The 22,676-nt window shown below is 58.2% G+C and carries 23 protein-coding genes; all 23 read left to right on the top strand.

Annotation, left to right across the window (positions count from 1 at the left end; all coding sequences use genetic code 11):
* The first annotated feature begins 1 nt into the window (after nucleotide 1).
* The 23 genes from ACZOF8_RS07565 (at nucleotide 2) to gctB (ending at nucleotide 22,676) form a co-directional block, all read left to right on the top strand.
* Complete coding sequence (locus tag ACZOF8_RS07565) at nucleotides 2-418, top strand: ATP-binding protein (RefSeq protein ID WP_022487696.1); 417 nt, start codon at nucleotides 2-4, stop codon at nucleotides 416-418.
* Nucleotides 419-448: 30 nt separating this feature from the next.
* Nucleotides 449-1,735, top strand: coding sequence for a [Fe-Fe] hydrogenase large subunit C-terminal domain-containing protein (locus ACZOF8_RS07560; RefSeq protein WP_022487695.1), 1,287 nt, complete (start codon nucleotides 449-451; stop codon nucleotides 1,733-1,735).
* Nucleotides 1,736-1,928: 193 nt separating this feature from the next.
* On the top strand, nucleotides 1,929-3,452 hold the full coding sequence (gene scpC, locus ACZOF8_RS07555; protein WP_022487694.1) for a succinyl-CoA:acetate CoA-transferase ScpC: 1,524 nt from the start codon (nucleotides 1,929-1,931) through the stop codon (nucleotides 3,450-3,452).
* 142 nt (nucleotides 3,453-3,594) lie between these two features.
* A complete protein-coding gene (gene mmdA / locus ACZOF8_RS07550) occupies nucleotides 3,595-5,094 on the top strand; it encodes a methylmalonyl-CoA decarboxylase subunit alpha (protein ID WP_195839608.1) in 1,500 nt (499 codons plus the stop codon).
* Nucleotides 5,095-5,140: 46 nt separating this feature from the next.
* Entirely contained in the window at nucleotides 5,141-5,464 is a 324-nt protein-coding gene (gene gcdD, locus ACZOF8_RS07545) for a sodium ion-translocating glutaconyl-CoA decarboxylase subunit delta (protein ID WP_012939173.1), read from the top strand.
* 70 nt (nucleotides 5,465-5,534) lie between these two features.
* Nucleotides 5,535-5,972 (top strand): sodium ion-translocating glutaconyl-CoA decarboxylase subunit gamma, encoded by a 438-nt coding sequence (gene gcdC / locus ACZOF8_RS07540; protein WP_022487692.1) that lies wholly within the window; start codon nucleotides 5,535-5,537, stop codon nucleotides 5,970-5,972.
* A 35-nt stretch (nucleotides 5,973-6,007) separates the two neighbouring features.
* Nucleotides 6,008-7,135 (top strand): sodium ion-translocating glutaconyl-CoA decarboxylase subunit beta, encoded by a 1,128-nt coding sequence (gene gcdB / locus ACZOF8_RS07535; protein ID WP_012939171.1) that lies wholly within the window; start codon nucleotides 6,008-6,010, stop codon nucleotides 7,133-7,135.
* A gap of 135 nt (nucleotides 7,136-7,270) precedes the next feature.
* Nucleotides 7,271-7,768 carry a hypothetical protein gene (locus ACZOF8_RS07530; RefSeq protein WP_022487691.1) on the top strand — a complete coding sequence of 166 codons (498 nt, stop codon included), beginning with the start codon at nucleotides 7,271-7,273 and terminating at the stop codon, nucleotides 7,766-7,768.
* 15 nt (nucleotides 7,769-7,783) lie between these two features.
* Nucleotides 7,784-8,221: a SoxR reducing system RseC family protein gene (locus ACZOF8_RS07525; RefSeq protein ID WP_022487690.1), complete on the top strand. Its 438-nt coding sequence runs from the start codon at nucleotides 7,784-7,786 to the stop codon at nucleotides 8,219-8,221.
* Between the two features lie 3 nt (nucleotides 8,222-8,224).
* Nucleotides 8,225-8,488 (top strand): DUF4321 domain-containing protein, encoded by a 264-nt coding sequence (locus tag ACZOF8_RS07520; RefSeq protein WP_022487689.1) that lies wholly within the window; start codon nucleotides 8,225-8,227, stop codon nucleotides 8,486-8,488.
* Nucleotides 8,489-8,501: 13 nt separating this feature from the next.
* Entirely contained in the window at nucleotides 8,502-9,137 is a 636-nt protein-coding gene (locus tag ACZOF8_RS07515) for a Maf family protein (RefSeq protein ID WP_022487688.1), read from the top strand.
* Complete coding sequence (radC, locus tag ACZOF8_RS07510) at nucleotides 9,064-9,750, top strand: RadC family protein (RefSeq protein ID WP_154487851.1); 687 nt, start codon at nucleotides 9,064-9,066, stop codon at nucleotides 9,748-9,750. Before ACZOF8_RS07515 ends, radC begins: the two co-directional genes overlap by 74 nt.
* Nucleotides 9,751-9,765: 15 nt before the next feature.
* A complete protein-coding gene (locus ACZOF8_RS07505) occupies nucleotides 9,766-10,797 on the top strand; it encodes a rod shape-determining protein (RefSeq protein WP_022487686.1) in 1,032 nt (343 codons plus the stop codon).
* Between the two features lie 19 nt (nucleotides 10,798-10,816).
* Entirely contained in the window at nucleotides 10,817-11,701 is an 885-nt protein-coding gene (mreC, locus tag ACZOF8_RS07500) for a rod shape-determining protein MreC (RefSeq protein ID WP_154487850.1), read from the top strand.
* The gene (mreD, locus tag ACZOF8_RS07495; protein ID WP_022487684.1) at nucleotides 11,701-12,213 is read left to right on the top strand and encodes a rod shape-determining protein MreD; all 513 of its coding nucleotides are present in this window, start codon (nucleotides 11,701-11,703) and stop codon (nucleotides 12,211-12,213) included. The genes mreC and mreD overlap by 1 nt, the downstream gene beginning before the upstream one ends.
* 9 nt (nucleotides 12,214-12,222) lie before the next feature.
* Complete coding sequence (mrdA, locus tag ACZOF8_RS07490; protein ID WP_279127964.1) at nucleotides 12,223-14,010, top strand: penicillin-binding protein 2; 1,788 nt, start codon at nucleotides 12,223-12,225, stop codon at nucleotides 14,008-14,010.
* A gap of 9 nt (nucleotides 14,011-14,019) precedes the next feature.
* Complete coding sequence (gene rodA / locus ACZOF8_RS07485; protein ID WP_022487682.1) at nucleotides 14,020-15,141, top strand: rod shape-determining protein RodA; 1,122 nt, start codon at nucleotides 14,020-14,022, stop codon at nucleotides 15,139-15,141.
* Between the two features lie 9 nt (nucleotides 15,142-15,150).
* Nucleotides 15,151-17,013 carry a TIGR03960 family B12-binding radical SAM protein gene (locus tag ACZOF8_RS07480; RefSeq protein ID WP_022487681.1) on the top strand — a complete coding sequence of 621 codons (1,863 nt, stop codon included), beginning with the start codon at nucleotides 15,151-15,153 and terminating at the stop codon, nucleotides 17,011-17,013.
* Complete coding sequence (locus ACZOF8_RS07475) at nucleotides 17,010-17,702, top strand: TIGR03936 family radical SAM-associated protein (RefSeq protein WP_022487680.1); 693 nt, start codon at nucleotides 17,010-17,012, stop codon at nucleotides 17,700-17,702. Before ACZOF8_RS07480 ends, ACZOF8_RS07475 begins: the two co-directional genes overlap by 4 nt.
* Nucleotides 17,703-17,710: 8 nt before the next feature.
* On the top strand, nucleotides 17,711-19,141 hold the full coding sequence (locus ACZOF8_RS07470) for an Rne/Rng family ribonuclease (protein WP_022487679.1): 1,431 nt from the start codon (nucleotides 17,711-17,713) through the stop codon (nucleotides 19,139-19,141).
* On the top strand, nucleotides 19,138-20,586 hold the full coding sequence (locus ACZOF8_RS07465) for a CCA tRNA nucleotidyltransferase (RefSeq protein WP_154487849.1): 1,449 nt from the start codon (nucleotides 19,138-19,140) through the stop codon (nucleotides 20,584-20,586). The genes ACZOF8_RS07470 and ACZOF8_RS07465 overlap by 4 nt, the downstream gene beginning before the upstream one ends.
* Before the next feature lie 321 nt (nucleotides 20,587-20,907).
* The gene (gene gctA / locus ACZOF8_RS07460; RefSeq protein ID WP_022487677.1) at nucleotides 20,908-21,870 is read left to right on the top strand and encodes a glutaconate CoA-transferase subunit A; all 963 of its coding nucleotides are present in this window, start codon (nucleotides 20,908-20,910) and stop codon (nucleotides 21,868-21,870) included.
* A gap of 2 nt (nucleotides 21,871-21,872) precedes the next feature.
* Nucleotides 21,873-22,676 (top strand): glutaconate CoA-transferase subunit B, encoded by an 804-nt coding sequence (gene gctB, locus ACZOF8_RS07455; RefSeq protein WP_022487676.1) that lies wholly within the window; start codon nucleotides 21,873-21,875, stop codon nucleotides 22,674-22,676.

Below are 22,676 nucleotides of genomic sequence, written 5' to 3'. Positions count from 1 at the left end.
CATGGAGGAAAAATACACGGTGATCCCCAATGACTTTGAACGGGCCGGGGCGGCTTCCACATCCCTGAAAGGAATGCTCAAGCAGCTGGGACTGGCTCCGGAACTGATCCGGCGGATCGCCATCGGAACCTATGAAGGGGAAATGAACTGTCTGATCCATGGGGGCGGGGGAGAGATCCGGGCCGATCTGGATCCGGAAAAGGTCACCATCACCATCGAGGACCATGGCCCCGGGATCCCGGATGTGGAAAAAGCCATGCGGGAAGGCTGGTCCACTGCGTCCGCCAAGATCCGGGCCATGGGGTTCGGGGCCGGCATGGGGCTGCCCAACATGAAGAAAGTTTCCGATGCCATGAAAATCGATACCCAGGTGGGGAAAGGGACCCGGGTGACCCTGGAGTTCCGGCTGGCCCACTGAGTAAGGGGAAGGAAAAGCAGGTGAAAACCGGTGAGTGAAGCCTATCTCAATTCGGTCCGAGTCAACCGGGAAAAATGCACCGGGTGCCTGATCTGTGTGAAGGAATGTCTGGTCCAGGCCATCCGGGTCCGGCAGGGAAAAGCGGTGATCCTTTCGGACCGGTGCATCGACTGCGGGGAGTGCATCCGCTGCTGTCCCACCCGGGCCATGGAAGGATGGGCGGACCCGCTGACGGAACTGAAGAAGTACAAAGTGAACATTGCTCTGGCCACCCCTTCCTTTTACGCCCAGTTCGACGGGAACATCGCCGCCTCCGTGATCTGGGAGGGGCTCCGGGAACTGGGGTTCGACACGGTGTTCGACGTGGCTTTGGCCGGGGACTATATCAGCGACGAAATGGAGCGGTACATCGCCCATTACAAGGGCCCCTTCCCCCTGATCTCCTCCGCCTGCCCGGCGGTGCTCCGGCTGATCCAGACCAAGTATCCGGAACTGGTGAAGCAGGTGCTCCCGGTACTGGCACCGGCGGAAGCGGCGGCCATCTATACCCGGCGGGAAACCACCCGGCGGCTGCAACTGGCCCCGGAGGAAGTGGGGATCTGGTTCATTTCTCCCTGCCCCGCCAAGGGCACCAACATCCACCAGTCCGTGGACGTGGCCCACACGGCGGTCACCGGATCCTTCACCATTTCTTCCATCTATGGGCCTCTGACCCAGGCCATCAAGCATGTGCAGGAAACCCGGTATGAGGTGCCGGAAGCCACCCTGGGCTCTTCCTACAGCCTCAGCTGGGGAAGCTGGCGGGGGGAACTGGAATCCACCGGCCTGACCAATGCCCTGGCGGCCCAGGGGCCGGAAGAGGTGGACGAACTGCTGGAACAGGTAAGCATGGCCAAACTCAGCGATGTGCGGTACGTGTGCTGTTACAGCTGTGCAGGGGGCTGCATCGGAGGGCCCTGTGTGGCGGTGAACAAGTACGTGGCCGCCAAGAATCTCCGGGTGCGGGTGGACCGCCGGCGGAACCGGGAAAATGCGGACCGGGAGACCGCCATGGCCCGCTGCCGGATCATCGAGGATTTCCCGGCTTCCTGGAAGTACATCAAGCCCCTGGAACCCCGGCCCCATCCGCCCCTGGCCAGGGATTTCGGCGAGGCCCTGGAGAAGATGGGCCAGCTGAAGAAACTGGAAAAAGAGTTCCCCCAGCTGGACTGCGGGGCCTGCGGAGCCCCCACCTGCCGGGCTTTTGCGGAAGACGTGGTCCGGGGCTATGGAGAAAAGGAGGGGTGCATCTTCCTGCGAAAGAAAAAGGAAAAATGAGGAAAAATCAGAGAATGTTCAAAAAATAACAGAAAAAGGACAGCTGTCCGGTTAAATTTCCAGAGCTGTCATGTCCTTTTTCCTTGCAAGTTGGCGGAAATATTGTTATTATTTATGACGTGGATTCTATTTTTAAATATTCAGATAGAATCTCCAGACGAGAAGCCTATCAGGCAAACAGGAGGAAGAGCAAATGATCGATATTACGGATCGAGTCCATTGTGCCGCAGCACTCAGCAAGATCACCACAGCTGAAAAAGCGGCAGAAATGATTCAAGACGGCATGAACCTGGGCATGAGCGGATTTACCCCTTCCGGGTATCCCAAAGCAGTACCCCTGGCTCTGGCTGCCAGAGGAAAGGAACATCCCTTTAAAGTCAATGTCTGGACTGTGCTCCCTGGACCTGAAATCGATACGGCCATGGTGGAGGCAGGGATCGTAGGCAACCGGATGCCCTACCAGACCGACAAAAACTGCCGGAACGCCATCAACAACGGCCAGATCCGGTATCTGGACACCCATATCAGCACCTTCAACCAGATGGCCCGGTTCGGCTTCCTGCCGGATCACCGGGATGTGGATGTGGCCATCATCGAAGCCTGCTCCATCAAGGACCTGGGCAAAGGGAAGATCGGCATCATCCCCACCACCAGCCTGGGGGGCAGCTGCGGCTATGTCCAGAGCGCCAAGAAAGTCATCGTGGAAGTGAACGTAACCCAGCCTCTGGGCCTGGAAGGGATGCACGACTGCTATGTGCCCCTGGATCCTCCCTACCGGAAGATCATTCCCATCGAACGGCCGGAAGACCGGGTAGGGACTCCCTACATTCCCTGCGACCTGGACAAGGTGGCAGCCATCGTTCCCTGCGATATCCCCGATACCCCCAGCAAACTGGCGGCCATTACCGATGATGCCCGGGCCATGGGGGGCAACCTGGTGGAATTCCTGAAAAACGAAGTAAAGGCCGGCCGGCTGCCCAAGAACCTGCTGCCCCTCCAGTCCGGGGTAGGGTCCGTGGCCAACGCGGTGATCAACGGCCTGGTCCATTCTGATTTCGAAGACCTGACCGTATACACGGAAGTGATCCAGGACGGTATGTTCGACCTGATCGATGCCGGGAAACTGCGGGTGGCTTCCGGGGCATCCCTGACCATGTCCGCTGAAGTCCAGAAGAGATTCTACAGCAACCTGGACAAATACAAATCCCATCTGATCCTCCGGCCCCAGGAAATTTCCAACAACCCGGAAGTGGTCCGCCGGCTGGGTGTCATCGCCATGAACACCGCCATCGAAGTGGACCTGTATGGGAACGTGAACTCTTCCCATATCAACGGCACCAACCTGATGAACGGCATCGGCGGCAGCGGGGACTTTGCCCGGAACGGCTATCTGTCCATCTTCTTCGCCGAATCCGAACGGAAGGGCGGCAAGATCAGTTCTGTAGTGCCTTTCTGCTCCCATATCGACAACTGCGAACACGATGTGGATGTGATTGTATCCGAACGGGGTGTGGCTGACCTGAGAGGCCTGTCCCCCAAAGAAAGAGCACCCATCATCATCGACCAGATCGCCAGCCCCAGATACCAGCCCATCCTGAAGGATTATTTCGAACGGGCTTGTGTGGCCTGCCACAACAGCCAGACCCCTCACATCCTGTCCGAAGCCTTCTCCTTCCATGAAAGAATGCTGAAAAACGGCACCATGGAGAAGGAATAAGAGGGTTCTCCAGCGATATTTTCCGAAAACCGGTGGCAACAGGGTCATATTTATGTTACAATTACCGTGTTTTGGTTTCGCTGCAGCCAAGAATCCTTGAAGGAGGTGCGTATTTTTGACCACACAGGAAAAAATTGAAGATATGTTTGCCCGCTACGAGAAAATCGAAGCAGGCGGAGGCGCCAAAAGAGTCGGCAAACAGCATGATGCCGGTAAAATGACTGCCCGGGAACGGATAAAGTCGTTCTTAGATGAGGGAAGTTTTGTAGAACTGGATAAATTTGTAGAACATCGCTGCTCCAACTTCGGCCAGGAAAAGAAATATCTGGCCGGGGACGGGGTGGTGACAGGCTACGGCACGGTTAACGGACGGACGGTGTTCGTTTACGCCCAGGATTTCACCGTGGAAGGGGGATCCCTGGGGGAAATGCACGCCAACAAGATCGCCAAGGTCCAGGCCATGGCCTTGAAGACCGGGGCACCCATCGTGGGCATGGAAGATTCCGGCGGTGCCCGGATCCAGGAAGCCACGGACGCCCTGGCCGGGTTCGGGAAAATGTTCAAGCAGAATACCCTGGCTTCCGGGGTGATTCCCCAGATTTCCGCCATCATGGGTCCCTGCGCCGGGGGTGCGGTATACAGTCCGGCTCTTACGGACTTCATCTACATGGTGAAGAAGAATTCCAAGATGTTCATTACCGGACCGGAAGTGGTGAAGACCGTGACCGGCGAGGAAGTGGGCCAGGAAGACCTGGGAGGCACCTTTACCCACTGCACCCGCAGCGGGGTGGCGGACTTCCCGGCGGAAAACGATGCGGACTGCCTGGAACAGATCCGGTACCTGCTCAGTTTCCTGCCCAGCAACAACCGGGAGAATCCTCCGGTCTATGACACCGGGGACAGCGCTTACCGGATGGATGAAAGCCTGAACACCATCATTCCTGACGGTCCTCAGATGCCCTATGATATGTACAAAGTCATCCGCAGCATCGTGGACAACGGGGAATATGTGGAACCTCACCGGATGTATGCCCGGAACATCATCACCTGCCTGGCACGGATGGACGGATCCACGGTGGGGATCATCGCCAACCAGCCCCGGATCATGGCCGGGTGCCTGGATATCAACGCTTCTGACAAGGCGGCCCGGTTCATCCGCTTCTGCGATGCTTTCCGGATCCCTCTGATCAATATCGTGGATGTGCCCGGGTTCCTGCCGGGAACGGACCAGGAATACGGCGGCATCATCCGTCACGGGGCCAAGATGCTCTATGCCTACTGCGAAGCCACGGTGCCCAAGATCACCCTGGTGACCCGGAAGGCCTATGGGGGTGCTTATCTGGCCATGTGTGCCCAGGACTTGGGTGCCGATCATGTGATTGCCTGGCCCACGGCGGAAATCGCCGTCATGGGACCCCAGGGGGCTGCCAAGATCATCTTCCGGAAAGACCCGGATGTGGAACAGAAGACCCAGGAGTACATCACCAACTTTGCCACTCCTTATTATGCCGCCAAGCACGGGATGGTGGAAATGGTCATCGAACCCAAGACCACCCGTCCCACGCTGATCAAAGCGCTGCGTATGTTAAAATCAAAGCAGGAAGACCGGCCAACTAAGAAACACGGTAACATTCCTCTGTGATTTTGATATAAACCATTCATCATGAGGGAAGAGAGGTGAAACGTTCATGACCGACAATCCTTGGCTGATTATGATGATCAACATGACCATCGTATTCGGCGTGCTGATTGTGCTGGGAATCCTGATGGTGCTGATCCATGCTGTCGATCCCACCAAGAAAGTTCAGGGAAAAAAAAAGCCTGTAGTTGCTAAACCAGCGCCTTCCGCTGCTGCCAGCAAACGGCAGGAAGAGGAAAAAGTGGCTGCCATGGCAGCTGTCCTGGCCCTGGTCCAGGATGAAGACGATATGATTGCAGCTGCCCTGAGTGCTGCCATCGCCGAACACAAAAGAAAAATGGAGCCGATGAATCTGCCCCATCATTCTTTCTGATGAACTGTTGAGGGACGGTTCATTATCCACAAAATCAAACAACTTGAAAACTGTTTAGGAGGGCATTCTCATGAGAAAATTTAATGTTAACGTTAACGGTACTGTTTACACCGTAGAAGTTGAAGAAGTTGGCGGCGCTGTAACCGCAGCTCCTGCTGCCCCTGCCGCTCCTGCTGCTGCTCCTGCTCCGGCTCCTGTAGCTGCTGCTCCTGCTGCTGCTCCCGCTCCGGCTCCTGCCGCTGCTCCTGCTGCTGCTCCTGCTCCCGCTGCCAAACCGGCCGCTGCTGCTCCTGCCGGCTCCGTAACCGTATCCGCTCCCATGCCCGGCAAGATTCTGTCCGTTAACGTAAAACCCGGCGACAAAGTGGAAGCCGGCGATGTTCTGCTGATCCTGGAAGCTATGAAGATGCAGAATGAAATCATGGCTCCTGAAGATGGCACGGTTTCCGAAGTCCGCGTAAACGCTGGCGATACCGTAGCCACCGGCGACGTAATGGTTATTCTCTAATCATCGTCTCCGAACATAAAGGAGGATTTTAGAACATGGATGCTTTTGTGGTAGCCCTGACCTCTGTCATCCAGGACAGTGGGTTTGTGGCTTTTACCTGGGGCAATGCCGTGATGATGCTGGTAGGGTGCATCCTGCTGTACCTGGCCATCGTCAAAGGCTTTGAACCCCTGCTGCTGAGCCCGATCGCCTTCGGGTGCATTCTGGCCAACGTACCCCGGACCGGGTTCGAAACCGATCCCGGCGTTATGCAGCTGATCCTGGGCGGGATCAAATACGAAATCTTCCCTCCGCTGATTTTCATGGGCGTAGGGGCCATGACCGACTTTGGTCCGCTGATTGCCAACCCCAAGACCCTGCTGCTGGGTGCTGCTGCCCAGATCGGTGTGTTTGTGGCTCTGCTGGGGGCCATGCTCCTGGGCTTCAATGTGAAGGAAGCTTCCGCCATCGGGATCATCGGTGGTGCTGACGGCCCGACTTCCATTTACCTGGCTTCCAAGATGGCTCCCCATCTGCTGGGCGCCATCGCCGTGGCCGCTTATTCCTACATGTCCCTGGTGCCTCTGATCCAGCCGCCTGTGATGAAACTGTTCACCTCCAAGGAAGAACGGAAGATCAAAATGGCCCAGCTGCGTACGGTGACCCACTTTGAAAAAGTGGTGTTCCCCATTGTCACCACCATTTTCATTTCCCTGCTGCTGCCTTCCGTATGCTCTTTGATCGGGATGCTGATGCTGGGGAACCTGTTCACCGAATCTGGCTGTATGGACCGTCTGTCTGACACGGCACAAAATGCCCTGATGAACAGTGTGACCATCATGCTGGCCACCGGTACCGGCCTGACCATGAAGGCCGAAAGCTTCCTGACCTTGCAGACCATCGAAATCATCTGCCTGGGTCTGGTTGCCTTTATCGGCGGCACCGCCGGCGGTGTGCTGTTCGGCAAGCTGATGAGCAAGCTGGACGGCGGCAAGACCAACCCGCTGATCGGTTCTGCTGGTGTATCCGCAGTGCCTATGGCTGCCCGTGTGTCCCAGGTTGTGGGACAGCAGGCTGACCCTGGCAACTTCCTGCTGATGCACGCCATGGGCCCCAACGTGGCCGGTGTTATCGGTACGGCTGTTGCAGCCGGTACCATGCTGGCCATGGTGGGCGGCAAATAAAAAACAAAAGTTTTTTGAGCTGTTGCTTCGGCAGCAGCTCTTTTTTTGCAGAAAACACCTTTCTATTGGGGGGATTTTTGCTATAATAAAAGGGATATGTTTTTTTGTCGGCGGAAAAGCCCAAAGGAGAATATTTTGGAAGCATACAAGGAATTTTCGACAACCAGCCGGGAGCGGAGACTGTATCAGTGGGGGACCCTGGCTCTCATTGCCCTCAGCTGGGCCTATGAAGGGTATCATACTTTTGCTCTGGGCCAATTGAGTATCATGGGCTGGGGGTACAACCTGCTGTTTGTGATCCTCTGGTGCTGGCGCTGCCTGTTCCAGTACAGCATCCAGCTCACCAGCGACAAGCTGATCGTGGTCATGTACGGCCTGGGGCTGGAACGGCGGATGACCGTTTACCTGAAGGACCTGGAAAGTTTTTCCAACCATTACAAACGGAGCTTTTTCCGGAAGACCTCCATTAAAAAATATGTCCACCGGTATTCTTCCGTGGATCCCAATCCCCAGCGGATCCTGGTGTACCGGGAGAATGGAAAACTCTGCGGCCTGCTGTTCAAATCCAGCGATGAGCTGATGGACCGGCTGGCCCGGCGGTTCCCCAAACAGTACCTGGAATTTCCAGAATAACAAAGGAGTCATAGTATGAGCAACAACAATGTGTATGTGGGAAAGGTCATCGCAGTCAACAAACAGCGGGCCAAGGTGAAAATCGAACAGAGACCGGGGGAACAGCGGCCCAAGATGCTGGACTGCTGGAATGCATGCGAAGCCAAACGGGGCACCCGGGTGATCGTGGGGAAACAGTCCCTGGATGAAAAGAAGGCCCAGATGATCGTGTACGGGATCCCGGTGCTCACCGCCCTGGCCGGTGCGGCTTTCGGCCGGGCCATAGCCCATTTTTTCTCTGCTCCCGTGTGGCAGATCGTGGTGCTCAGCACTCTGGTGTGGCTGGCCCTGGGGCTGGTCTATGCCCGGAACTTCAAGAAGAGTGTCCGGACCAAGGTGGAACAGTGGACCATCACCGGCTATTTCAGCGATGGGGAGATTTACGACGCCAAAGGGAAAAAAGTGGAGGTTTAAACCATGTTGGGGAAAAACCATCTGACCCTGCTGCTGGTCCTGGCAGCCGGTGCCGTCATGGGAGGCCTTCTGGGGGACAGTCTCCAGGCTTCCCAGCCTCTGGGCGGAGCCACCGATTTCCTGGTGCGGAAATATCAGGTGCTGACCATTCCCCCTTCCACCATGGACCTTTATGTGGCCAAGGTGACCGCCGGTGTGGAATTTTCTCCCAATCTGGCAGCCATCCTGGGCATGATCCTGGCAGGGATTCTGTTTCACAAGTTATAGGAGAATGCTCGTTATGGAACTGATACTGGCCTCCGGTTCACCCCGGCGCCTGGAACTGCTCCGGCAGATCGGCCTGGAGCCCCGGGTGGTGGTGAGCCGGGGAGAAGAAGAAAAAAACGATGCCACCCCGGAACAGCTGGTGCTGGCCAACGCGCTGGCCAAAGGCCGGGAAGTCCGGGACCGGCTGGGGGACCGGGTGCCCATCCTGGCGGCGGACACGGTGGTGGCCCTGGACGGGGAGATCCTGGGAAAACCCCGGGACAGGGCGGAAGCAGCCCGCATGCTCCGGAAACTCAGCGGCCGGACCCACCGGGTACTGACAGGGATGGCCCTGTTCTTCCAAGGACAGGTCCGGACCCATGTGGAGACCACGAAGGTGGAGTTTTCTCCTCTTTCTGAAAAAGACATTGCCTGGTACATTGCTACCGGGGAACCCCTGGACAAGGCCGGAGCCTACGGCATCCAGGGGAAAGCCGCCTTGTTCATTCCTTCCATCCAGGGGTCCTACACCAATGTGGTGGGACTCCCTCTTGCCCCTTTGAAGAAATTATTTGCAGAATTGGACGTGACAAGACATGACACACTATCTGATCCGGGAGATGCTTCCGGAGGAACGGCCCCGGGAACGGCTCCTGGCCAAGGGACCTGAAGCCCTTGCCATTACGGAACTGCTGGCCATCCTGATCGGCACCGGGAGAAAGGAACATTCGGCCCTGGATATTGCCCGGGAACTGACGGGGGATCTGCTGAAGGATGCCCGGCTGGCCCGGACCCAGGACCCCCGGGAACTGACCCGGATTGCCGGCATCGGGCCTGCCAAGGCTGCGGTGATCCTGGCGGCCCTGGAACTGGGACGGCGGCTGGCAGGGGCGGAAACCCAACCCTTCCAGACCATCCACTGTCCGGAAGACGGAGCCATGCTGGTGATGCCCCGGCTCCGGTATGAGAATCATGAACATTTTCTGGTGGTGCTGCTGAACAGCAAGGGGAAGGTCACTGGCATCGAACCCATTTCTGAGGGGTCTCTCAATGCCTCAGTGGTCCATCCCCGGGAGGCTTTTGCCCCGGCGCTGCTCCACCATGCAGCCGCCATCCTGGCGGTCCACAACCATCCTTCCGGGGACCCCACCCCCAGCCGGGAGGACAGGAGCCTGACCCGGACCCTGTGGGATACGGGGAAGGTGATGGGGATCCCTCTGGTGGATCATCTGATCATTGGAGACGGGGTCTATTACAGTTTCAAGGAACACGGATTGTTGTAAAAGGAGGAACATGGCATGCTGGATCTAATGGGATCTTTTTCCACGGATCTGGGAGTGGATCTGGGCACGGACCATACCCGGATCTGTCTCCGGGACGAGGGTATCGTACTGGACCAACCCACCGCCGTGGCCCTGGACCGGGGCCGGAGAAAGATCCTGGCCCTGGGTCAGGAGGCCCGGCAGATGCTGGGACGGACCCCGGAGGGAATCCAGGTGGTCCGGCCGCTCCAGGACGGGGTCATCGCCGACTTCGACCTGACCCGGCAGATGCTCAGGGGATTCCTCCGCCAGGCCCTGGGGAAACGGCCTTTGTTCCGGCCCCGGCTGGTGCTTACGGTGCCCTGCGGGGTGAACAGCGTGGAGCGCCGGGCGGTGCTGGATGCGGCCATGGAAGCGGGAGCCGGGGAGGCTTACCTGTTGGAAGCCCCTCTGGCGGCAGCCCTGGGAGCCGGGATCCCGGTCCGGGAGACCAAAAGCTGCCTGGTGGTGGATATGGGGGCAGGGGCCACGGAAGCGGCGGTGCTCACCCAGGGAAAGATTGCTCTCAGCCGGCTCCTCCGCCAGGGAGGACGGAGCCTGGACCAGGCCCTTGTCCAGTACAGCCGGAAAAAGTATAATCTTCTTATCGGGACCCTCCAGGCGGAGCAGGTGAAGATCGAGATCGGCACGGTCCGGGAGACTGCGCCTCCGGCCTATATGGACCTTCGGGGCCGGGACCTGATCACCGGGCTCCCCCGGCGGGTGACCATCGATCAGAACCAGCTCCGGGAGGCCCTGTGGGAACCGGTCCACAAGATGGTGAACTGTGTCCTGGCCCTCCTGGAACAGCTGCCAGACCTGCTGGCCCGGGATGTGGCGGAACGGGGCATCGTCCTTACAGGGGGCGGAGCCCTGCTGCGGAATTTTGACTGGCTCCTGGCCCGGGAAACCGGCCTGAAAGTGTGGGTGGCGGAAAACGCCCTGACCTGCGGAGCCAAGGGAACCGGCATTGCCGCCGGGAATATGAATCTGTTCCGGAAGGGACCCCGTCCCCGCCGGAACGTGTAAATGGAGAGAAGCAGTGCGAATGAGGAAGGAACAGAAAGTCAGACTGGGGGTATTGGCGGCGGCCATCCTGCTGGTGGTGGGGCTGGTATGGGATGCTTTCCACCGGTTCCCTGCCGTGAATACGGTGCTGACCACCCTGACCCGGCCCATCAGCTTTGTGGTGGGAGGCATCGGCGGCGGTTTCAAAGGCACCGGGAATTATTTTGCCTCCAAGACGGCCCTGGAAAAGGAAAATGCCGCCCTGAAAAAGGAAAATGAAGAGCTGCGCCAGAACAATGCGGAACTGATCGGCATGAAGGCGGAGAACCAGCGGCTGGGGAAACTGCTGAAGTTCAGCAGCCTCCATCCCCAGTGGAACATGGTGTCCGCCAAGGTGATCAGCCGGGATCTGGGAGATTTCAAGGATGTGATCCTCATCGACCGGGGAAAAGATGACGGGCTCCAGGTGAACATGCCGGTGGTGAATGCCTCCGGGCTCATCGGCATTGTGGACGGAGTCTATCCCCACATGGCCAAGGTGCTGCTGATTTCCAGTCCCCGGAGCCGGATCGGGGGCCTGAACCTCCGGGGGGATTCCCGGGCGGCGGGAATCGTCAACGGGGTGGCCGGACCGGATCTGCTGCTGGAAATGCGGAATCTCAGCCGGAATGCGGACATCCTGCCCGGAGACACCATTGTGACCAGCGGCTACAGCGGCTACCATCCGGAAGGGCTGGTGATCGGTACCGTGGAAGATGTCCAGATGGATACCGGCGGCCTTACCAAAATGGCCACCATCGCTCCTTCCGTGGATTACAGCCATCTGGAAGAAGCCCGGGTCATCACCAACTTCCAGGGGTTTGCAGATTTCCTCCGTAACGAGGGGAAAGATCCGGATGCCCAGTCCGGCAAAGGAGGGAAATAATGGTGATCGTTGCCCTTGCCTGGCTGTTTTTCACCCTGTTTCTGTTCACTCTGGAAAATCACTGGTTCCTCTTTTTCAACACCACCCAGTCCCCGGACTTGCTGCTGTTGTTTCTCCTGCTCTATGCCATGGACCAGGGGAAACGGAACGGCGCAGTGTATGGACTGGGTATTGGTGCTTTATTGGACGTTGTCACCTTCAGCTATTTCGGCTGGCACATGGTGACCCGGGCGGCCCTGGGGTACCTGATCGGAAAGAACCGGGTGAACATGTTCGTGGACCGGCTGCCCACCTATCTGATCCTCACCGCTCTGGTGACCCTGCTGCTCCAGGTGGCCCGGGGACTGTTCCTGTGCGTGATGCTGGGCCGTTGGCTGCCGATCCTGCCCCTGGCCCTCCAGACCCTGAAGCTTATGGGGTGGAACCTGGTCCTGGCCCCTGTCATGTGGTTCCTGTACCACAGACTGAAGAAACGGGTCCGCAGCCGTATGGATTATTACTATCATCTGTAGGAGTCTGCCGTGCTGAATAAAAAATATGCTTACCGTCTGGAGTTCATGATGGTCACCGGCATCCTGGTGATCCTGATCCTCATCGGACGGATGTTCTATCTGCAAATCGTCAAGGGATCCACTTACCGCCGGCAGGCGGAAGGGAACCGGACCCGCTATACCCGGATCCTGGCCCCCCGGGGCATCATCTATGACTGCAACGGGGAAGAACTGGCCAACAACAAGCCCGGGGTCATGGTGTCCCTGGTGCGCCGGACCGACGGGTACCGGGAAGAGACCCTGGAACGGCTGAGCCAGCTGCTGAACCTGCCTCTGGAAGACATCAAGGAGACCATCCGTCTCTCCGGAGGCAGTTCGGAACCCATCCGTCTGGTCCGGAACGCCTCTCCGGAAGTGGTGGACAAGGTGGAGGAAAACCTTCGCTATCTGCCCGGGGTGATGCTGGAAGTCCAGCCGGTGCGGAATTATCCCAACAAGGGACTGGCAGTCCATGCCCTGGGCTATGTGGGAGAAATCAGTGATTATGAGATCTCCCAGGGAGCCTACAGTGAACTGAAGGCCGGGGACATCATCGGGAAATTCGGCCTGGAAAACTACTACGATTCCTATCTCCGGGGAGAAGACGGCAGCTACCGGGAAGAAGTGGACGTGGCAGGCCGGGTGGTCCAGATCATGGACAAAGTGGATCCCAAACCGGGCCAGGGGCTGGTGCTCACCCTCGACGCCAAGCTCCAGCGGATCGCCGAAGAGGCGGTGGACCGGCAGCTGAAGGCCATCGGGGCCCGGGGCTGCGCCGTGGTGGCCCTGGATCCCAACAACGGGGAAGTGAAGGCCCTGGTGTCCCGTCCCGGATTCGATCCCAACTGGTTTGTCAACGGGATCAGCGAAAAGAACTGGAAATACCTGAATACGGATCCCTTCCATCCCATGACCGACAAGGTCATCGCCGGGGAATATCCTCCCGGATCCACCTTCAAGATCGTCACCGGGTCCGCGGCCCTGGAAGAAAAGAAAGTGACCCCGGATGAACTGATCTACGACTCCGGCCGCCACTGGCTCATCGACATGCGGAACGCCGGAGGGGAAGCCCTGGGGTACATCAACTTCAAACGGGCCCTGGCCGCTTCCGACAACGTGTACTTCTACGAAATGGGGAACCGGGTGGGCATCGACCTGCTGGACAAATACGCCCGGGAATTCGGCTTCGGCCAGACCACGGGCATCGACCTCCACGGGGAGGCCCAGGGACTCATCGCCACCCCGGAATACAAGAAGAAGGTCTTTGATGACGAATGGTACCTGGGGGATACCTTCAACACTGCCATCGGTCAGGGCTTCACCCTGGCCACCCCCATCCAGGTGGCGGAAATGCTCAGTGCCGTGGCCACCGACGGGAAACGGTACAAGCCCCATCTGGTAAGCAAGATCCTCAATGACGACGGCAGCGTGGCCAAGACCTTCGAGCCGGAGGAAGAGGGGAAACTGCCCATTTCTGAATCCACCCTGAAGCTGATCCAGGACGGCCTGGAAGCCGTAACGGAAGAAGGGGGCACTGCCGCCTTCCTGAAGAACCTGCCGGTGCCGGTGGCCGGGAAAACCGGTACCGCCGAAAACCCCCACGGACTGGAACACGGCTGGTTCATCGCCTATGCCCCGGCCAAGAAGCCCCAGCTGGTGGTGGTGTGCATTGTGGAACAGGGCAGCTACGGCACCATTTCCGCAGCCCCCATTGTCAAGAGCATCCTGGAATACGTGTTCACCGATCCCCGGGTGCGGCGGCAGGGCAGCAAGAAATAAGGAGAAACCATGCGCTGGCATTTTTCGTTGAAAAAATATTTTCGGAATATCGACAAACCCCTGCTGATCAGCGTCCTGCTGCTGATCGCCATCGGGGTGGTGCTCATCGGCAGTGCCACCCATGCCAACATCCCCGGGCCCAGACGGTACAGCTTCGTCCTGCGCCAGCTGAGCTTTGCGGCCATCAACCTGGTGCTGGGGGTCTTCCTCATGCGGTTCGACTACCGGATCCTGAAGAGCCTGGCCCGGCCTCTGTACATCTTCAACATCCTCATGCTGCTGGCGGTGATGCTGGTGGGGAAAAGCGCCCTGGGAGCCCAGCGCTGGCTCCAGCTGGGGCCCATCAGCATCCAGCCCAGTGAGTTTGCCAAAGCCATTATGATCATCAGCCTGTCCTCCTTTGTGGACGACCGGCTGCCCCTTTTGACGGATTTCCGAAGCTGGCTGCCGGTGTTCGGCTATGTGCTGCTGCCCTTCCTGTTCGTTATGAAGCAGCCGGACCTGGGGACTTCCCTGGTGTTTCTGGCCATCCTCCTGGGCACCATGATCGTCTGCGGCTTCCGGATCCGGTATTTCCTGATCATGGGAGGCCTGGGACTGGCTTCGGCGCCTCTGGTGTGGAAAATGCTCCACGAGTACCAGCGGAACCGGATCCGGGTGTTCCTGAACCCGGGACTGGAACCCTACGGCAGCGGCTATCACGTGATCCAGTCCATGATTGCCATCGGTTCCGGGCTTTTTGCCGGCAAGGGGCTTTTTGCCGGTACCCAGAGCCAGCTGAACTTCCTGCCGGAAAACCATACGGACTTTATCTTCGCAGTGGCCGGGGAGGAATTCGGCTTCATCGGCACTACCATTATCCTGCTGCTCTACGGGGTGGTGATCTACCGGGGCCTTTCCATTGCCCTCCATGCGTCCGATGATTTTGGAACCCTGCTGGCCGTGGGAGTGGTCTCTATGTTCCTGTTCCACATCCTGGTCAATGTGGGGATGACCAGCGGCATTATGCCGGTCACGGGGGTGCCCCTGCCTTTCATGAGCTACGGGGTCAGCTCTCTTACCACCAATATGCTCATGGTGACCCTGCTGCTGAACATCAATGCCCATCACCAGACCCTGCGTTTTCATTAAGGAGATATTATGCGAAAAGACTTACCCATCGACATACTCAGTGCTGTGGAAAAACCCGCCCGGTACACCGGCATGGAATTCGGCAGCATCGTAAAGCCGGAAGAGGAAACGGAGGTTTCCTTCTGTCTGGCCTTCCCGGATACCTACGAAATCGGCATGAGCTATCTGGGCTACAAGATCCTCTACGAAATCCTCAACAAGCTGCCCAAAGTGGCGGCAGAGCGGGCCTTTGCCCCCTGGGTGGACATGGAAGCCAAAATGCGGGAACGGGGGCTGGTGCTCTCCAGCCTGGAAAACACCCGGCCTTTGAAGGATTTCGACCTGCTGGGGTTCACCCTTCTGTATGAAATGTCCTATTCCAACATCCTGAACATGCTGGACCTGGGCGGGGTGCCCATCCTGGCCAAAGACCGGACCCTGGAGGATCCCTTTGTATGTGCCGGGGGCTGCTGCGTGTTCAACAGTGAACCCCTGGCGGATTTCCTGGACTTCTGCATGCTGGGAGACGGGGAAAAGATCATCCAGGAAGTGACCCTGCTGTACCGGGACTGGAAGCGGGAAGGCAAACCCGGGGGCCGGCTTGGCTTCCTGCGTCGGGTGTCCCGGATCCAGGGGGTCTACGTACCTTCTTTCTATGAAATCACCTACGGTCCCGACGGCACTATTACCGGGAAAAAGCCTCTGGAGCCCACGGCGCCGGAAGTGGTGTACAAACGGGTGGAACAGGACCTGGACGGGCTGGATTTCCCCACCCATCCCATTGTGCCCTACAGTGACACGGTCCACGACCGGATCATGCTGGAACTGTTCCGGGGCTGCAGCCGGGGCTGCCGGTTCTGCAACGCCGGGATCATCTATCGGCCGGTCCGGGAACGGAAACCGGAAACGGTGATGGAGCTGGCCAAACAGCTGGTACCTGCCACCGGCTACAACGAAATCTCCCTGTTCTCCCTGAGCACCGCGGATTATTCCCATCTGGAACCTCTCATCCGGGAACTGCTGGGAGATTTCCGGAAGGACCGGGTCAGCGTGTCCCTGCCTTCCCTGCGGATCGACAGCTTCTCCGTGAAGCTGGCCCAGGAAGTCCAAGCGGTGCGGAAAAGCGGCCTGACCTTTGCTCCGGAAGCCGGGAGCCAGCGGATGCGGGATGTGATCAACAAAGGGGTCACGGAAGAAAATCTCATGAACGCGGTGGGGGCCGCCTTTGAAAACGGCTGGTCCCAGGTGAAGCTGTACTTCATGATCGGTCTGCCTACGGAAACGGACGAAGACGTGCTGGCCATTGCCAAACTGGCCCAGAAGGTCCAGTGGAAGTACAAGGAAGTTACCGGCCACATGGGGGCCAAAGTCACTGTCAGCGTGTCCAACTTCGTGCCCAAGCCCTACACCCCCTTCCAGTGGGTGGGCCAGAACACCAAGGGGGAATTTGACCGGAAGCACATGCTGCTGAAGAACGCCTTTGCCAATCTGAAGAACATCCACTTTCAGTACCATGATTCCCGGACCAGCCTGATGGAAGGGGTCCTGGCCCGGGGAGACCGGCGGCTGGGAAAGGCCATTTACCTGGCCTGGCAGAGGGGCGCCAAATTCGACAGCTGGACGGAATTCTTCGATTATGACCGGTGGGCCCAGGCCATTGCCGATGCAGGCCTGACCCCGGATTTCTACAACAGCCGGCCCCGGGGGAAAGAGGAAATCTTCCCTTGGGAACACACCAGCTGCGGGGTGAGCCGACAGTTCCTGTGGAGTGAATACGAAAAAGCCCAGGAGGCGGCCCTGACTCATGACTGCCGCCGGGATACCTGCACCGGCTGCGGGGTCTGCCAGAAACTGGGCGTGAAGATCATCGACTGGAAGGAGGGAGAAGTATGAAACTGCGGCTGCAGATCACCAAGGAACCGGGGATCCGGTTCATCTCCCATCTGGAATACCAGAGGAGCATCGAAAAGGCCCTCCGTCGGTCCGGGATCCCGGTGGCCTATTCGGAAGGGTTCAACCCCCATATGAAGTTTTCCCTGGCCTCCGCCCTCAGCGTGGGAGTCACCAGCTCCTGCGAGTTTGCGGAAATCCGCCTGGCGGAAGAACGGCCCCTGGAGGAGCTGCTGGACAAGATCGCCCGGGCCCTGCCCATGGGCATCCACATTGTCCGGGGGGACCTGACCGATGACAAGGCTCCCAAGCTCATGGCCCGGGCCCAGGGTGCCTCCTACCAGGTGAAGGTCCCCTGTGCCGCCGATCCTTCTGCCCAGCTGGCCGCCTTTGCCGCTGCGCCGGAAGTTCCCTACACCAAGACCCACAAAAAAGGCAAGGGGAAACCCAAGACCATCGATGTGAAATACTTCATTCCCCAGGTGGAGGCCCGGTGGCAGGAGGGAATCCTGGACCTGTCCTTTGATATCCGGATCACCCCCACCGGCAGCATGAAGGCGTCGGAATTCCTCCAGGTGCTGGAGGACCAGTTCCAGGTCCCTCTCACCGTGGTCCAGGCGGATATCCGCCGGGTGGATCTTTACAGCCGGGATGAAGCCGGCCGGAAGGTTCCCCTGATCGGGGAAGGCTGAGGGCTGCCATGAATACGATCTTTGTCAGTGTCCGTCCGGAAGAAACCAGGATGGGCACCGTGGAAGAGGACCGGCTCCGGGATTATGCGGTGGAGCGGAGCAGTAACGACAACCTGGTGGGCAATGTGTACCGGGCCCGGGTGTGCAATGTGGTGCCCGGGATCCAGGCAGCCTTTGTGGACCTGAACACCGGGAAGAACGGGTTCCTGACCCTGAAAAAGGGAGAAAAGCTCTCCGAAGGCCAGATGCTTTTGGTCCAGGTGGTGAAGGACGCCAGGGGGAACAAGGGTCCGGCGGTGACCCGGGAGATCACCCTTCCCGGCCGGTATGTGGTGCTGGAACCCTACGGCAGCCGGGTGAGCCTGTCCCGGAAGATCAGCTGCAAAACCAAGCGGAAGGAGCTCCGGGAATGGGCCCGGGAGCTGCTGCCGGAAAATATGGGACTGGTGCTCCGGACGGCAGCAGCCCATGCAGAGGAAAGCGAGATCCGGGCCGATCTGGAACAGCTGCTCCGGAACTGGGAGGTGCTGGTCCGCCGGAGCAAAGTGGGCCGGGGACCCCAGCTGCTGTACCGGGAACTGGACCTGGCCATCCGGCTGGTCCGGGATTATGTGACGGACCGGGTGGAACGGATCATCGTGGACGATGAGAAGACCTGTCAGCGGCTCCAGGAAATGCTCCGGGACATGGGGCTGCCCCAGATCCAGGTGAAGCTGTACAAGGGGAAAGAAGACCTGTTCACCTTCTACCGGCTGGATGAGGATATCGAAAGCCTTTCCGACCGGGTGGTGTGGCTGCCGGGGGGCGGCTACCTGGTCTTCGACTATACGGAAGCCATGACCGTCATCGACGTGAACAGCGGGAAATTCTCCACGGGAGCGGACCGGGATGCCACCAGTATGGCCACCAACCGGGAAGCAGCCCGGGAAATCGCCCGGCAGCTCCGGCTCCGGGACATCGGAGGCATCATCGTGGCGGATTTCATCGACATGGACCGGGAAGAGGAACAGGGGGAGATCCTCCAGATCCTGAAGAAAGAATTCGCCTGGGACAAAATGAAGCCAAAGGTCATCGACCTGACCCATCTGAACCTGGTGGAAATGACCCGGATGAAGGCCCGGAAGAATCTGTCCAGCATCCTGTACACCACCTGCCCCATGTGCGGAGGCAGCGGCCGGGTGGAAGCTCCGGAAACCGTCTATGTGGAGATCCGCCGGCGGCTCCGGAGCCTGTTCCTCCAGGGAAAGATGAGCCACAGCCTGCTGCTTACCGTCCATCCTGTGGTATACGGCTGGCTGCGCCAGCAGGGGTTGGGGGACATGGAACGGGAATTCCACTGCACCCTGAAGCTGGCCAGCGACCCATCCCTGGAAATCGGGGTGTTTACCCTTCTGACCGCAGACCAGGAAGGGACAGGAAGAGAGGGTGACCGGGAATGAAACTGACGATTCCATCCTATGTGAAAACCGTTATGGATGTGCTCCAGTCCCATGGGTTCGAAGCCCATGTGGTGGGAGGCGCTGTCCGGGACATGCTCCTGGGCCGGGTCCCGGACGATTATGACGTGGTCACCAACGCCCGGCCGGAACAGATCCTCCGGACCGCGGAAGACGCGGGGATCCCGGTGGTCAGTGAGCTGGGACAGAACTTCGGGGTGGTGATCCTCCGGGTGGAGCGCCACGGGGTGGAAGTGGCCGCCTACCGGAATGAAACCTACGGCAGCGCTGACGCCCACCGGCCGGCGGAAGTCTGGTACTGCAGGACTCTGGAAGAGGATCTGAGCCGGCGGGATTTCACCATCAATGCCCTGGCGGTGGACCAGAACGGACACATCACCGACTGCTTCCAGGGGCTGGATGATCTGCGGGGCCGGGTTCTCCGCACTGTGGGGGATCCGGACCGGCGGTTCTCGGAAGATGCCCTGCGGATGTTCCGGGCCTGCCGGTTCGTGGGACAGCTGGGCTTTGCTCCGGATCCTTCCATCCTGCCTGCCATGGGCCGGAACCTGAAGAAGGTGCCGGGACTGTCTCTGGAGCGGGTGCGGACAGAATTGAACAAGCTGCTCATGGGGACCTATGCGGGAGAAGGCATGGACCTGATGGTGAAAAGCGGACTGGCGGCGGAGAGCTGCCGGGTCCGGCGGAAAGGCCAGTATGAAACGGTGCCCATCCTGCCGGAACTGATCCATCTGGTGGGATTAGGCCAGAACCCCCAGTTCCATCCCTATGATGTGTGGAAGCACACGGCAGTGGCCCTGGACAAAGGGGACCGGAGCCTGGAAGTGGGATGGGGAATCCTGCTCCATGACGTGGCCAAGGGCCTGGAAGGGGTCCGGGGCATCAACAAAGAAGGACAGCCCTGCGACCACGGCCATGAAGTGGTGGGCGCCGCCCTGGCCCGGCAGATCCTGGAACGGCTCCAGCTGCCCCGGGAGGTGGTGGACCGGGTGGCCTGGCTGGTGAAGAACCACATGCACTTCGGGTTCATCAGCGCCCAGGAGGACAGCAAGACCTGGCACTGGCTCCGGAAGGAGGCCCGCAGCGGCCATTTCCGGGTAAACAAGGAGATGGCGGAAGCCTTCAAACAGCTTACGGCCGTGTGCGTGGCGGATGTGGCCGCCACCAATGCGGCCCAGAATGACGTGATCCATGCCCAGATGTACGGAAAACGGTTGGTGAAGATGGCCTATCTCATGCCCGTCCACACCTCCGATCTGGACTTTTCCGGGAAGGACGCTCTGACCCTGGGGGCCCGCCCGGACCAGTTGAAGGAGCTGATGCCGGTGCTCCTCCGGCGGGTCCAGGACCGGATGCTGGAAAATAATCCGGAACAGCTGGCCCAGGCGGCTCAAAAGTGGCTGGAACGGCAAAAAAAACTGTATTGACAATGCATGGTTGAAGAAAAAGAAGGTGTTTCAGAGAAAACACCTTCTTTTTTGTGTAACTTTTGCAATAAAAAAGGTGCAAAAAGAGAAATTTTCTCATAAGTTATTAGAATTTTTATATATTTGCAAAAAAATCTACAAATAATCTCCCGGGAGATTTAAAAAAAAAATTATTTGTGTTATAATCATTCCGTACACTGAATACAGTAGGTTCAGCCGGAATGCGAATGTAAAAAATATTCACAAAGGGGGATGGTTATTTCTTAGAGGAGGATTCCGGCAGTTTCACAAACTAGGAAGGATTTTAAGGAGGTTTTTGCTTTGAGTAAAGTAATGACGTTAAAAGACGCAATCGCCAAGTATGTGCACAGTGGTGATCACATTGCTCTGGGTGGCTTTACGACTGACCGTAAACCCTATGCGGCTGTGTTTGAAATCCTGAGACAGGGCATCACGGACCTGACCGGTCTGGGCGGTGCTGCCGGCGGCGACTGGGATATGCTGATCGGCAACGGCCGTGTGAAAGCCTACATCAACTGCTATACCGCCAACTCCGGTGTAACCAACGTTTCCAGACGGTTCAGAAAATGGTTCGAAGCCGGCAAGCTGACCATGGAAGACTATTCCCAGGATGTTATCTACATGATGTGGCATGCCGCTGCTCTGGGCCTGCCCTTCCTGCCTGTAACCCTGATGCAGGGCTCCGGCCTCACCGATGAATGGGGCATCAGCAAGGAAGTCCGGAAGACCCTGGACAAAGTTCCTGATGACAAGTTCAAATACATCGACAACCCCTTCAAACCGGGTGAAAAAGTGGTGGCTGTTCCTGTTCCTCAGATCGATGTGGCCATCATCCACGCTCAGCAGGCTTCTCCTGATGGCACCGTACGCATCTGGGGCGGCAAATTCCAGGATGTGGATATTGCGGAAGCAGCCAAATACACCATCGTTACCTGCGAAGAGATCATCTCCAATGAAGAAATCAGAAGAGATCCCACCAAGAACGACATTCCCGGCATGTGCGTAGATGCCGTTGTCCTGGCTCCTTACGGTGCTCATCCGTCTCAGTGCTATGGCCTGTATGACTACGACAACCCGTTCCTGAAAGTCTATGACCAGGTCTCCAAGACCCAGGAAGACTTCGATGCTTTCTGCAAAGAATGGGTGTTCGACCTGAAGGATCATGACGAATACCTGAACAAACTGGGTGCCACTCGTCTGATCAACCTGAAGGTTGTTCCCGGTCTGGGCTATCACATTGACATGACGAAGGAGGACAAATAACAATGGCTGATTACACGAATTATACCAATAAGGAAATGCAGGCTGTGACCATTGCCAAACAGATCAAAAATGGTCAGGTTGTAACGGTTGGTACCGGTCTGCCTCTGATCGGCGCCAGCGTGGCCAAGAGAGTTTATGCTCCTGACTGCCACATCATCGTGGAAAGCGGTCTGATGGACTGCTCCCCTGTGGAAGTTCCCCGTTCCGTTGGTGACCTGCGGTTCATGGCTCACTGCGGCTGCATCTGGCCGAATGTCCGGTTCGTCGGCTTCGAAATCAACGAATACCTGCACAAGGCCAACCGTCTGATCGCCTTCATCGGCGGCGCTCAGATCGACCCCTACGGCAACGTGAACTCCACCTCCATCGGCGACTACCATCATCCGAAAACCCGTTTCACCGGGTCCGGCGGCGCTAACGGCATTGCCACCTATTCCAACACCATCATTATGATGCAGCATGAAAAACGCAGATTCATGCAGAAAATCGACTATGTGACCAGCCCGGGCTGGATCGACGGCCCTGGCGGACGTGAAAGACTGGGTCTGCCCGGCGATGTTGGACCTCAGCTGGTAGTAACCGACAAAGGGATCCTGAAATTCGACGAAAAGACCAAACGGATGTATCTGGCTGCCTACTATCCCACTTCTTCTCCGGAAGACGTCCTGGAAAACACCGGGTTCGACCTGGATGTATCCAAGGCTGTGGAACTGGAAGCTCCGGATCCGGCAGTTATCAAACTGATCCGTGAAGAAATCGACCCGGGCCAGGCTTTCATCAAAGTCCCTGCTCCGGAAGCAAAATAA

This window comes from Acidaminococcus sp. (assembly GCF_057597765.1).
This window is presented reverse-complemented; position numbering and strand designations above follow the sequence as displayed.